The sequence below is a fragment of the Nonomuraea sp. NPDC003709 genome, assembly GCF_040610775.1.
In the GTDB taxonomy this organism is placed as follows: Bacteria; Actinomycetota; Actinomycetes; order Streptosporangiales; family Streptosporangiaceae; genus Nonomuraea; species Nonomuraea angiospora_A.
Map to the genome: position 1 here is coordinate 227,463 of NZ_JBEXMW010000023.1, position 11,575 is coordinate 239,037.

General features: G+C 69.6%; 13 protein-coding genes and 1 pseudogene. 10 read left to right on the forward strand and 4 right to left on the reverse strand.

Translation table 11 applies throughout. From position 1 onward, the window contains the following. The first annotated feature begins 29 nt into the window (after positions 1–29). From ABZX61_RS49710 to ABZX61_RS49725, 4 genes are all read left to right on the forward strand, one after another. Complete coding sequence (locus ABZX61_RS49710; protein ID WP_355206014.1) at positions 30–866, forward strand: sugar ABC transporter permease; 837 nt, start codon at positions 30–32, stop codon at positions 864–866. Then, the gene (locus ABZX61_RS49715) at positions 863–1,741 is read left to right on the forward strand and encodes a carbohydrate ABC transporter permease (protein ID WP_355206017.1); all 879 of its coding nucleotides are present in this window, start codon (positions 863–865) and stop codon (positions 1,739–1,741) included. Before ABZX61_RS49710 ends, ABZX61_RS49715 begins: the two co-directional genes overlap by 4 nt. After that, entirely contained in the window at positions 1,738–3,345 is a 1,608-nt protein-coding gene (locus ABZX61_RS49720; protein ID WP_355206020.1) for an alpha-amylase family glycosyl hydrolase, read from the forward strand. Before ABZX61_RS49715 ends, ABZX61_RS49720 begins: the two co-directional genes overlap by 4 nt. Before the next feature lie 101 nt (positions 3,346–3,446). Beyond that, a complete protein-coding gene (locus ABZX61_RS49725) occupies positions 3,447–4,025 on the forward strand; it encodes a TetR/AcrR family transcriptional regulator (protein WP_355206023.1) in 579 nt (192 codons plus the stop codon). A 19-nt stretch (positions 4,026–4,044) separates the two neighbouring features. Here the strand turns inward: ABZX61_RS49725 and ABZX61_RS49730 are convergent, their stop codons facing one another. Next, positions 4,045–4,641 (reverse strand): DUF2218 domain-containing protein, encoded by a 597-nt coding sequence (locus ABZX61_RS49730; protein ID WP_355206026.1) that lies wholly within the window; start codon positions 4,639–4,641, stop codon positions 4,045–4,047. Between the two features lie 179 nt (positions 4,642–4,820). Here ABZX61_RS49730 and ABZX61_RS49735 point away from each other — a divergent pair, with 179 nt between their 5' ends. From ABZX61_RS49735 to ABZX61_RS49760, 6 genes and pseudogenes are all read left to right on the forward strand, one after another. After that, complete coding sequence (locus ABZX61_RS49735) at positions 4,821–5,603, forward strand: alpha/beta fold hydrolase (protein WP_355206029.1); 783 nt, start codon at positions 4,821–4,823, stop codon at positions 5,601–5,603. 99 nt (positions 5,604–5,702) lie between these two features. After that, positions 5,703–6,525, forward strand: a pseudogene (locus ABZX61_RS49740) (SPFH domain-containing protein). After that, complete coding sequence (locus tag ABZX61_RS49745) at positions 6,525–6,788, forward strand: hypothetical protein (RefSeq protein WP_355206067.1); 264 nt, start codon at positions 6,525–6,527, stop codon at positions 6,786–6,788. The pseudogene ABZX61_RS49740 and the gene ABZX61_RS49745 overlap by 1 nt, the downstream one beginning before the upstream one ends. Continuing rightward, positions 6,775–7,419, forward strand: coding sequence for a GPP34 family phosphoprotein (locus tag ABZX61_RS49750; RefSeq protein ID WP_355206032.1), 645 nt, complete (start codon positions 6,775–6,777; stop codon positions 7,417–7,419). The genes ABZX61_RS49745 and ABZX61_RS49750 overlap by 14 nt, the downstream gene beginning before the upstream one ends. A gap of 65 nt (positions 7,420–7,484) precedes the next feature. Beyond that, the gene (locus ABZX61_RS49755; RefSeq protein ID WP_355206034.1) at positions 7,485–8,381 is read left to right on the forward strand and encodes an ATP-binding cassette domain-containing protein; all 897 of its coding nucleotides are present in this window, start codon (positions 7,485–7,487) and stop codon (positions 8,379–8,381) included. Then, positions 8,378–9,487 (forward strand): ABC transporter permease, encoded by a 1,110-nt coding sequence (locus tag ABZX61_RS49760; protein WP_355206036.1) that lies wholly within the window; start codon positions 8,378–8,380, stop codon positions 9,485–9,487. The genes ABZX61_RS49755 and ABZX61_RS49760 overlap by 4 nt, the downstream gene beginning before the upstream one ends. A gap of 38 nt (positions 9,488–9,525) precedes the next feature. On the opposite strand, the gene ABZX61_RS49765 is transcribed toward ABZX61_RS49760, so the two are convergent. The 3 genes from ABZX61_RS49765 to ABZX61_RS49775 all read right to left on the reverse strand — a co-directional run. Next, positions 9,526–10,011: a hypothetical protein gene (locus ABZX61_RS49765; protein ID WP_355206039.1), complete on the reverse strand. Its 486-nt coding sequence runs from the start codon at positions 10,009–10,011 to the stop codon at positions 9,526–9,528. Beyond that, complete coding sequence (locus ABZX61_RS49770) at positions 10,008–11,483, reverse strand: HAMP domain-containing sensor histidine kinase (RefSeq protein WP_355206041.1); 1,476 nt, start codon at positions 11,481–11,483, stop codon at positions 10,008–10,010. Before ABZX61_RS49770 ends, ABZX61_RS49765 begins: the two co-directional genes overlap by 4 nt. A gap of 8 nt (positions 11,484–11,491) precedes the next feature. Further along, positions 11,492–11,575, reverse strand: an 84-nt coding sequence (locus ABZX61_RS49775) for a helix-turn-helix domain-containing protein (protein ID WP_355199321.1), incomplete at its 5' end; no start/stop codon positions are given.

The following is an 11,575-nucleotide window of genomic DNA, read 5'->3' on the forward strand; positions in this document are numbered from 1 at the left end:
CGCGTATGGTGGCGCCCGCCCTCATCCTCATGGCCGGCGTCGCCGGCTATCCCGTGCTCTACGCGATCTGGCTCTCGCTGCACCAGTACAGCGTCATCACCCCTGGGCTCTCGCGATTCGTCGGCCTGGGCAATTACGCCGAGCAGCTCACCTCGCGCGCGTGGTGGGAAGCCGTGCGCAACACCTTCCTGTTCACCGCGATCTCGGTCCCGCTCGAGCTGGTCATCGGGATCGGCCTGGCGCTCCTGCTGAACATCGCCTTCCGGTTCAGGACGCTGCTGCGCAGCATCGTGCTGCTCCCGTACGCGATCCTGACGGTCGTGTCCGCCATCACGTGGCGGACCATCTTCGACCCGGATCTGGGTCTCGTCTCCACGATGCTCAGCTCCCTCGGCCTCACCGACGCCGGCGTGGTCTGGCTGGGGCAGAGCGGATACGCGATGACGGTGGTGATCCTGGCGGACGTCTGGAAGACGGCGCCCTTCGTCGCGCTCCTGGTGCTCGCCGGGCTCCAGGTCATCCCCGCCGACCTGCGGGAGGCCTCGCAGATCGACGGCGCCGGCGCTTTGCGGCACTTCTGGAGCATCACGCTGCCCCTGCTGTGGCCCGCGATCGCGCTGGCGATGATCTTCCGTACGCTCGACGCTCTGCGCGTTTTCGACCTGCCGTTCGTGCTGACGCGTGGCGCCTACGGCACGGAGACGATGTCCGTCCTGGCCTACCAGACCTTGCGCGGCAATCAGCTGATCGGCGAAGGATCCGCGGTGTCGATCCTCACGTTCGCCATCGTCATGTTCGTGTCCTTCCTCTACATCCGCTTCGCCGGCGGCAACATCCGATCGGTCGTCAAGGGAGGTTCGCGATGAGCAGCACCGCCACCGGCCGGCAGCCGTCGCCACGGCGAAGGGCCCGGCGGCGCGGCCCGGAGCACAACCCGCTGGTCTGGTGTGCCATGGCCGTCGTCATGGTCTTCTCGATCGTGCCGGTCTACTGGCTGGTCAACACGTCGTTGAAGGCCGGGCCCGACCTCTCGACGGCGAGCCTCACCCCTCCGCGCCCCACTTTCGAGAATTACCTGGCGGTGCTCGGCGACAGCCAGTTCGTGGGCGCGCTGGTCAACTCCGTCATCGTGGCGACGACGACCACCCTGCTCGCGCTCGCCGTCGCGTCGTTCGCCGCGTATCCTCTCGCGCGGCTCAGGATGCGTGGCAAGTTCCTCATCCTGAGCATCGTGCTGTCCGTGACGACCTTCCCGGGCATCGCGATCGCCGCGCCGATGTTCTCCCTGTGGAACGATCTCGGGCTCTACAACACGCTGGTCGGGCTGATCATCCCCTATCTGACGTTCACCCTGCCGTTGTCGATCTACACCCTCGTGTCCTTCTTCAAAGAGATCCCCGTGGAGCTCGAGGAGGCGGCGTACATCGACGGCACGTCCCCGTTCCAGGCGTACTACAAGGTCATCCTCCCGCTTGCCGCGCCCGGTATAGCCACCGTGGGGATCCTCGCGTTCATCTTCGCCTGGAACGAGTTCCTGCTCGCGGCCACGCTGACGTACAGCCCCGAGGCCCGCACCGTCCCCGTCGCCATCGCGTTCTTCACGGGCGCGAGCGAGTACGAGCAACCGCTCGGCACGATCAGCGCCGCGTCCGTGATCATCTCGATCCCGCTCGTTCTCCTGGTTCTGGTCTTCCAGAGAAAGATCGTGTCCGGCCTCACCGCGGGAGCAGTCAAAGGATGAACGCCCAGAACGGACGGTGGTGGCGCGAGGGCGCCTTCTACCAGGTGTACGTGCCGTCGTTCCAGGACGGCGACGCGGACGGATTCGGCGATCTGCGGGGTGTGGAGCGGCGCCTCGACCACATCGCGGCACTCGGCGTGACCGCGGTGTGGCTGAGCCCGATCTATGCGTCGCCGCTGCTGGACTTCGGCTACGACGTGTCCGGTCACACGGAGGTCGGGACGGTGTTCGGCGATCTGGCCACCTTCGATCGCGTCGTTCGAGGGGCGCACGATCGAGGGCTGCGTGTCGTCCTCGACTACGTGCCCCAGCACACCTCCAGCGAACATCCCTGGTTCCGCGACGCGCTGTCGAGCCGAGACAGCACGCACCGGGACTGGTACCTCTGGCACGATCCGAAGCCGGACGGCAGCCCGCCCAACAACTGGGCCTCCGCCTTCGGCGGCCCCGCCTGGACCTTCCACGAGCCGACCGGGCAGTACTACTACCACGCGCACCTGCCCGAGCAGCCGAGCCTGAACTGGCGCAACCCGGCCGTCCGGGAGGCGATGTTCGAGGTCATGCGGTTCTGGCTGGACCGCGGGGTCGACGGGTTCCGCGTGGACGCGGTGTGGCGGCTCATCAAGGACGCGCGACTGCGCGACAACCCGATGATGGATGACGGCGGCGAGTCGTTCGAGATCGGCGGCGCGGGCGCCCACACGACGGTCCGGCAGATCCAGAAGTACACCGCCGACCAACCCGAGCTCCCGGGCCTGCTCGCGCAGATGCACACGGTCATCGACGAGTACGACGACCGGATGCTGATGGGCGAGCTCCACCTCAAGCTCGAACGCGTCGCCGCCCTCGGCACGCGGGGGCTGGACATCGCGATGAACTTCTCCCTCATCGACGCCCCCTGGAACGGCCTCGACCTGGCGAAACTCATCCAGCGCTACTACGCCGCGCTCCCGCCCGGCTCGCACCCCAACTGGGTGCTGAGCAACCACGACAGGTCCCGGCTCGGCAGCCGCATCGGGACGGAACGCGTCCCCGGCGCGCTGGCCCTGCTGCTCACGCTCAAGGGGACGCCGACGCTCTACTACGGCGACGAACTCGGCCTGCCCGACGCCCCGGTCGACGCCGGGCGCGCCCGCGACTGCGCCGAACTCCGCGCGCCCGGCCTCGGACTCGGCCGGGACCCCCAGCGGATGCCCATGCCCTGGGAGGCGACGCCGTCGCACGCCGGATTCACGCCCGACGACGTCGAGCCGTGGCTGCCCATACCCGCGTGGGCGGGGCAGTTCAGCGTCGAGAGCCAGGAGCTCGACCCCCGCTCGCTCCTCTCCCGCGTCCGGGAACTCCTGAAGCTCCGGCGAGAGCTGGCCGCGCTGCGTCAGGGCGGCATCACCGTGCTCTCCGCCGACCCGGACCATCTCGCCTACCTCCGTGGCGACGGCGAGAACTCACTCGTCGTGGCGGTGAACCTTTCCGACCGCGACCAGACGGTCGCGTTTCCCGGGTCCAGGAGCACGCTCTGGTCATCGCATTCGACCGTCGGCGAGCGAGACCGGCTGCCCGGTGCGGTCACTCTCGCACCTTTCGAAGCGCGGCTCCTGCGGTGACAGTTCGGGGGTCGCGCGTGCTGACCACGCTCGGCCTTCCGGACCGGGCCGCCCGCGGCGACACCTCAGATGGCCCCTGCGTCGCCTCGTACACTGGCTGGGTGCCCAAACTGTGGAACGAGACGATCGAGGCGCACCGCCGTACCGTGCATGACGCGATCCTGGATGCCACAGTGGAGCTGGTGGGCGAGCGGGGGCTGCTGGCGGTGACGATGTCGCAGATCGCCGAGAAGACCGGCATCGGCCGGGCCACGCTCTACAAGTACTTCCCCGACGTCGAGACGATTCTGGTGGCCTGGCACAACCGACAGGTCGCCGGGCATCTGGAGCACCTCGTACGGGCGGGGGAGCGTGAGAGCGATGCCGGGCAGCGGCTCGAGGCCATGCTGGAGACGTACGCGCTCATCCATCAGCAGATGGCAGGGCACGGTTTCAGCTCCGACCTCGTCACTCTCCTGCACCGATCGCACGACGCCGGCCACGCCCGGCAGCAGCTGCACGCCATGTTCCGCGATGCGCTGGCCGATGCCGCGCGGGCCGGCGTCATACGTGACGACGTGGCGGTGGACGAGCTGGCCACGTTCTGCCTCCACGCGCTTCAGGCGGCCGGCGCACTTCCGTCCAAAGCCGCTGTCCAGCGGCTCGTCGCACTCACTTTGTCCGGGTTGCGAGCCCGCTGAGCCGGACGCCCGCTCGGTCTCAGCGGGCTTTGGCGGACGGGCGGCGGCGGCGCCAGACGTGGGTCGCCACCAGGGCCGCCTTCACCAGGAGGGCCACCAGGACGACGTCCGCGCCCAGGCCAGCCCAATGCGGAAGCGCCAGAATGCCCGCGGCCAGGCCCACGTGCACGCCGATCGCCAGGACGGCGGCCACCGTAAGGCCGAGCACCGTGTGCCGGCCTCGACGAGGCGTGGCCTCCGCCACGGCGGGCGCCGTTGCGGCGTTCGCGTCCGTACGGTTCCAGTCCACGGCCAGGCCGTCCCTTCTGCCCATCCGCGTGATGTTCCTGGTGAGGAGGGCCTGGAGGCGCTGCAGCCCGTCCTCGTCCTCGGCCTCGATCCGTAATGTCAGGGCCTCGGGAGTGGCCTCCAGGACGCAGGATCCCCCGTCGACGGTGATGGTCCCGCTGGTCTCCGACCACTCGGCCTGGACGTTCTTCGGCCTCTCGCTGCCCATGTGCCGGTCGCGGCCGGGGTGAGCGGGGAAGCCGTGGCCCATCTGGGTGGCGTGGCGGCATAGCTGGACGAGGTATCGGCCGGCGCGTTCGGTTGCGACGCGGGCTTCGGCGGTCGGCATCGGCAGTCCTTTCGGGATTCGGTGAGGGTCGGATTCTGGTGAGCGCGGCGAGTCGGGCCAGGACGCCGTCGGGGATGCGACTGTCTCTCTGTCTCGACCTGGAACATGCCGTACTATATACATACACTCTGTATCGCAAAATTCCGCAACACCGCGAACAGGTGAGGAGCGCTGGACACGTGAGCACGCTCGAAGTCCCAGGAGCCCGTCTCTACTACGAGACCCACGGGAGGGGCCCTCTCTTCCTCCTGATCACAGGCGCCCCCGGCGTGGCGGACGTATATCGAGCCGTCACCCAGCACCTGACCGCCCACTTCACCGTCGCCGTCTACGACCGCCGCGGCTTCTCCCGCAGCCTCCTCGAAGGCTCGCAGGACTACGACCGCCGCCTGGAAACCGACGCCGACGACGCTCGCCGTCTGATCGAGCACCTCGGCGCCGGGCCGGCGATCGTCTTCGGCGCCAGTTCCGGAGCCGTGGTCGGACTGGAACTCCTCGCCCGCCACCCCTCCGCGATCCGCACTCTCATCCCGTACGAACCGCCCGTGACACGGCTGCTCTCCGACGGCGACACCTGGGTGCGGTTCTTCTCCGAGGTCTACGACCTCCATCGGCGCTCCGGCCCCGAGCCCGCGATGACGCTGTTCCGGGAACGCACATTCGCCCCCTATGACCACCGGTACATGGCCAACGCCCCGAGAAACGACGCCAACGCCGCCTACTGGTTCGAGCACGAGCTACGCCAGTACCCGCCGGCCCCTCTCGACCTTGCCTCGCTCGCGGCGCACGCCGGTCGTGTCACTCCCGCGGTCGGCCGCGAATCACGCGGACACCCCTGTTACGAGGCGACCGTGGCGCTGGGCATGCGTCTGGGCCGCGACGTGGCCGAACTTCCCGGCGGCCACATCGGCTTCATCGCCGATGCCCCGGCATTCGCCGCCGCACTCGTCAAGTCGCTCTGACAGGCGCGGAGGGGAGAAGCTCAGGCCGGGCCTTCCACAGTCGCCCAAAAAGTGATATCACTTTGCTAGCAAGGTGAAGTCACATAGAAGGGGCGGACGATGGCCAACGCATCGGGCGAGGCCGCACTTGAGACCGCCGTCGTGGACATGCCCGCACCGCGCACGAGCGAGCACCCGGTGCGGGTGGCCAACGGGTTCGTGCTGCTGGGGGTGGCGACGGGGCTGGACCTGGCCGGGATCGCGCTGCTCGTCGTGGGGATCGTCCTGCTCGCCGCGGGGGCCGGGCAGGGCGGCATGTGGGTGGTCATCGCGAGCAGCCTGATGATCCTGCTCGGGCTTTTCATGTCCGTCGGCCTCACCGCGGTGGCGCCGGGGGAGGCCAGGGTGGTGCAGCTGCTCGGCCGGTACGTCGGCACCCCGCGCGCCTCCGGCTTCCAGCGGGTCGACCCGATCACCGTGCGCCGGCGCGACGGACGTGACGAAGGTCAACGACGCGACCGTGGTGGTCTGGCAGGTGCAGGACACGGCGCAGGCGGTGTTCGGGGTGGATGACTTCGTGGAGTTCGTGGCCATCCAGGCGGCGACGGCGGTGCGGCACATCGCGGGCAGCTATCCGTACGACGCGCACGGCGAGCCGCGGCTGTCGCTGCGGGACAACGCCGACGAGATCAACGAGCGGCTGTCCGCGGAGATCGGCGCCAGGGTGGCCTCGGCCGGGGTGAAGGTCATCGAGTCGCGCGTCATCCACCTGGCGTACGCGCCGGAGATCGCCCACGCGATGCTCCGCCGCCAGCAGGCCGGCACAGTGGTGGCGACCCGGCAGCGGATCGTCGGCATGGTCGAGACGGCCAATCTCATGGTGGTGCTGGTCGGCGACCGTGACACCCAGCCGGTGGTCAACACCGGCACGCTCTACCAGTAATCGCCGTGGAGCGGAAGAAGATCCTGCTGCGGCTCGACCCGGTGGTCCACGACGCGCTGGCGAAGTGGGCCGCCGACGACCTGCGTAGCACGAACTCGCAGATCGAGTTCCTGTTGCGCAGGGCCCTCTCGGAGGCCGGTCGCCTGCCCGACAGCGTGGGGCGGATGCGCCCACGCGGACGGCCGAGGAAGGCGCCGGAGGACGACACAGATCAGGAAGAAGAAGGGGAGCAGGCGGATGGAGACGCAAGTGAAGCAGAGTGAGTCACTGACCCGATCGGCCTTCCTACTGGCCTTCGACCTGCGGAAGGAGAAGCTGACCCAGCGGGGAGACCTGGGCTACCTGCTGCGCGCGGCCACCCTCGCCGAGCTGCTGCTGGCGGGCAACCTGGCGGACGAGTCGGGCAAGGCGCGAGCTCTCACCGCCCCGGCCGCCGAGCTGGGTTCCCTGCGGGCCGTGGTCTGGGAGCAGATCTCGAACTCGCCGCCCCGCTCGTGGCGGCGGTGGGTGCAGAAGCACAACGGCAAGGCGGTCCGCTTGGTACGCGACGAGCTGGCGGCCGCCCGGATGATCAACGTGGAGCGGCGCCGGATCCTGCTGTTCCCGGTCGAGCGGATCACGCCGCGCAAGGCGTACCTGTCACGCAGGCTGGCCGAGCGCGTCGGCCAGGCCATTCGCGGCGGGCAGCCGGTCGGGCTCCTGGATGAGGATGTCCGCGTCCTGGCGGCGCTGGCCACGGCGGCCCGGCTCAAGACGGTGGTTCCCTCCTGGCGGGAGACGCGTCTGCGCCGGGACCGGATCCAGCAGCTGTCCGCGCCCGTCGAGCCGATCGCGACCGCATTGCGCAAGAGCGTCGAGCAGGCCAGGGCGGCGGCGGCGAGCGGGGGCGGCTGACATGACGCATCACGGCGGCTCATCGCACGGTTCTTGACGGCACCCATGATGAAGGAGAGCACCTGATGCTCGAGATCAGCGAGTTACACAAGCGCTTCGCGGGCGGCCCCGACGCTCCCGACGGCAAGCTCGCCCTGGACGGGATCAGTTTCGCCGTACGGCCGGGGGAGATGTTCGGGTTCGTCGGCGCGAACGGCGCGGGCAAGACGACGACCATGCGCATCGTGATGGGTGTGCTCCAGGCCGACTCCGGCTCGGTGAGCTGGCAGGGCCGCTCGCTCGGCTACGACGACCGGCGCCGCTTCGGCTACATGCCGGAAGAGCGCGGCCTCTACCAGAAGATGCGGGTCGCCGAGCAGATCGAATACTTCGGCCGCCTGCACGGGATGAGCGCCGCCACTGCCAAGAAGGCCACCGAGGACCTCATGGAGCGGTTGGGCGTGGCCGAGCGCAGGAACGACCCGGTGCAGGCGCTCTCGCTGGGCAACCAGCAGCGCGTGCAGCTCGCCGTGGCGCTGGTGCACGACATCGAGGTCCTGGTGCTGGACGAGCCGTTCTCCGGACTCGACCCGATCGCGGTGGACGCGCTGGCCACCGCTCTGCAGGAGCGGTGCAGGGGCGGAGTGCCGGTGATCTTCTCCAGCCACCAGCTGGAGCTGGTCGAGCGGCTGTGCGACTCGGTCGGCATCGTGTCCGCCGGGCGGATGGTGGCCACGGGCACGGTGGCCGACCTGCGCTCGGCCGAGGACGACACGCTGCGGGTGGTCGTCCGCGATCCGTCCCCCGGCTGGGCGGACGGCCTGCCCGGCACGGTCACCGTGTCCGGCGACCGGCACATTCTGCGTACGACGAACGGCGACGACCAGGAGATCCTGCGCCGCGCCATCAAGGCCGGGCACGTCGAACACTTCGGCCACGAGCGCCCGACCCTCACCGAGATCTTCAAGGAGGCCGTGGCGTGAACGAGTTGATGCTGGTCGCCCGCAGGGAGATCGTGACGCAGCTCCGTACGAAGGCGTTCGTCACCGGCCTGATCATCACGGCCGTGCTGGTGGCGGCCGTCTCCTTCGCGCCGAAGCTGCTCGACGGGCCTAATTCCTACACCCTCGGCACCGTCAACTCCCAGCGGCTGCCGCTGGAGGCCGCCGCCCCGGACTCGGAGTTCACCTGGCGCGCGTTCTCCGACGAGGCCGCCGCCAAGCAGGCCGTGCTCGCAAAGGACGTGGACGCGGTGCTGGTCAACGGCACCAAGGTGCTCACGGACGGGGAGATCGACGACCAGCTCGGCGTGCTCCTGCAGAGCGTCAACCGGGAGGCGAAGCTCGGGGCCGCAGGCGTGTCGATCCCGCCGCTGAAGATGGAGTCCGTGGGCGCCGACACCCGCTATCAGGCCGCGCGCACCGGGCTCGCCGTGGTGCTCGTGATCGTGCTCTTCATGATGCTCATCGGCCAGGTCGGGATGGTGGCCATGGGCGTGGTGGAGGAGAAGGGCAGCAGGATCGTGGAGATCCTGCTCTCCACGCTGCGGCCGTGGCAGCTGTTCGGTGGCAAGATCGTCGGGCTGGGCGCGGTCGGCCTGATCAACCTGGTCACGATCCTGACGGTCGGCCTGGCCGCCTCCATGGCTTCGGGTATCGCCGGCGACTTCCCGCCCGGCATGCCGGGGCTGGTGGCCGGGGTGGTGGTGTGGTTCGTCCTCGGGTACGCCTTCTTCGCCACGCTGGCGGGGGCGTTCGCTTCGCTGGTCTCGCGCCTGGAGGAGGTCAACAGCGTGCTGACGCCGGTCATCATGGTGATCATGGTGAGCTACTTCGTGGCCTTCTACGCCACCCTCGATCCCACGGGCACGCTGGCCACGGTCATGTCGTACGTGCCGCCGTTCTCCTCGATCGTCATGCCGGTGCGGATGGCCGCGACCGAGGTGCCGCTGTGGCAGGCGGGGCTCTCCACGGCGGCGATGGTGGCGGCGGTGCTCGCGGCGCTGGCCTTCGGCGCCAAGGTGTACCAGCGGGCGGTGCTGCGGACGGGCGCCAGGGTCAGGCTCGGCGACGTGGTGCGTATGCGCTGAATGGGACGATCTGACCAAGACCGCTGGTGGACTGGTCGCTAGCGTTGCCTCGGGCAGCTCCGGGGGCCGCTGTCCTGCCCGGCGCCGACGACGGTGACCTGGCCGGCAGGGATTTCCGGTGCCAGGGCGGCGGCCGTGCACACGATCTGGTCGATGGCCAGTGCGGGCAGTTGGCCGGGCGGGGTGGACAGGGTCACCACCAGGTGGCCGCCGGGTTCGGCGGCCATCGAGAACGGGCCGGCTTCGGGTGGGACGTCGGTGGTGAGCCCCCGGGTTCGTTCTCCCGGGGTGGGTCCGGCTGCCAGCAGCGCGAGCGTGTCGGCTGGGGACAGTCGGTAGCCGGGTCGCGTCACCGTGCTGAGCCGGCCGTTCTTGACCAGGTAGAGGGTGACCTTCAGGGGTGGTGCGATGGGTCCGCTGGGCGGGTCGCCGGCGGGGATGGCGTCGCTGGGTTGCACGCCGCAGCCGGCCGCGAGCGTCAGCAGGGCCGCGGCGAGCAGGTGGCGGGTGGGCCTGGCCGTCATTCGGGGCCCCCGTCGGGAGCGTCCGCCCGGCGTGGCAGGCGCAGGGTGAACAGGGCGCCGCCGTCCGGGGCGTTGGTGACGGTGATGTCGCCTTGGTGCAGGCGGGCGTTCTCCCGTGCGATGGCCAGGCCGAGGCCGCTGCCTTCGGATCTGGTCCGGGCGGCGCTGGCCTTGTAGAAGCGGTCGAACACGTGTGGCAGCACCGCCTGGTCCAGTCCGGGTCCGTGGTCGCGGACCTGGAAGGTGATCCAGTGCGGGTCGGCGGTCAGGTGTAGCGTCACGGGTGGTTGGCCGTGGCGTAGGGCGTTGCCGACCAGGTTGGCGAGGATGACGTCGATGCGGCGTGGGTCCAGTCGGGTGGTCACGGCGGGTGGGAGGTCGGTGTGGACCTGTTCGGTCCAGCCTCGGACGCGCAGGGTGGCGGAGACGAGTTCGGTCACGTCGACCTCGTTCAGTGCGAGGGCGGCGACGCCGGAGTCGAATCGGCTGATCTCGATGAGGTCGTTGACCAGGGCGGTGAGGTTGAGGGTTTCCTGGCTGACCAGCCGGGCGGCTCTGCCGGCGGGCTCGGGCAGCCGGGCGGCTTCCTCGTCCAGGATGTCGGCGACGGCGGTGAGTGCGGCCAGCGGGGTGCGTAGTTCGTGGGAGACGTCGGCGACGAATCGGCGGGCGTCGGCCTCCATTTCGCGTAGTTGTTTGACGTGTCGTTCGAGTTCGGCGGCGGTGTTGTTGAAGGTGTGTGCGACTTCGGCCAGTTCGTCGGAGCCGTGGACGGTGATTCTGGTCCGTAGTTCGCCTTGGCCCAGCAGGCGTGCCGCGTGGCCGAGTTCGCGTACCGGGCGTAGCACGCCGCGGGTGGCCAGCGATGCCAGGACGACCGCGAACGCCAGGGCGGCCACGCCGATGAGCCAGGCGGACGCGGCGAGCCGGTCGATGCTGCGCTGTTCGGGAGCCAGGCTGTGCACGGTGTAGACCTCGATGCCGGACCCCCGCGTCTTCTGGCCCCGCTCGGCGATCAGCAACGGCGCGCCGATGATCAGCTGGGGCCCGTCCTGCCACACCACACGTTGCCACGCGATATTGCCGTCGGCCACCTCCCGCCGCAGCCCTTGGGGAATCATCCCGGGATCCAGACCCTGCCGGCATGGCCTGCCGAAAGGCAGGCATGGCCGACCGGGGCCGGCCGGTGAGCGCGTCTCGTGGTAGACGGCGACCGTGTCGTTCTCCCCGTTCGCCACGGCTCCGGCGATCTCGCCGAGCTCTCCCGCGTCCGGCGCCGCACTCCGCAGTGGGAAGACCGCCTCCAGACGGCTCCTCATCGCCTGCACCGCGGCATCCTGGGCCCGTTGCAGGATGTCGTTGCGGGCCTGAACGTACATCCCGCCGGCCACCGCCGTCGCAGTGACCACACACAGCAACGCGAACGCGAACAACAACCGGGCACGCAGCCCCAGGTCCGGCCAAGCTGCCACCGGCCGCTTCACACCGGCCCGAACCGGTACCCGAACCCACGCACCGTCTGCACATAGACAGGCGCCGCCGAGTCGTCCTCGATCTTCGCGCG

What these genes read in the sequence shown, in the direction of transcription:
- ABZX61_RS49710 (WP_355206014.1), top strand. Translation starts at nt 30, where the DNA reads ATGGCCGGCGTCGCCGGCTATCCCGTGCTCTACGCGATCTGGCTCTCG.
- ABZX61_RS49715 (WP_355206017.1), top strand. Translation starts at nt 863, where the DNA reads ATGAGCAGCACCGCCACCGGCCGGCAGCCGTCGCCACGGCGAAGGGCC.
- ABZX61_RS49720 (WP_355206020.1), top strand. Translation starts at nt 1,738, where the DNA reads ATGAACGCCCAGAACGGACGGTGGTGGCGCGAGGGCGCCTTCTACCAG.
- ABZX61_RS49730 (WP_355206026.1), bottom strand. Translation starts at nt 4,641, where the DNA reads ATGCCGACCGCCGAAGCCCGCGTCGCAACCGAACGCGCCGGCCGATAC.
- ABZX61_RS49755 (WP_355206034.1), top strand. Translation starts at nt 7,485, where the DNA reads ATGCTCGAGATCAGCGAGTTACACAAGCGCTTCGCGGGCGGCCCCGAC.
- ABZX61_RS49765 (WP_355206039.1), bottom strand. Translation starts at nt 10,011, where the DNA reads ATGACGGCCAGGCCCACCCGCCACCTGCTCGCCGCGGCCCTGCTGACG.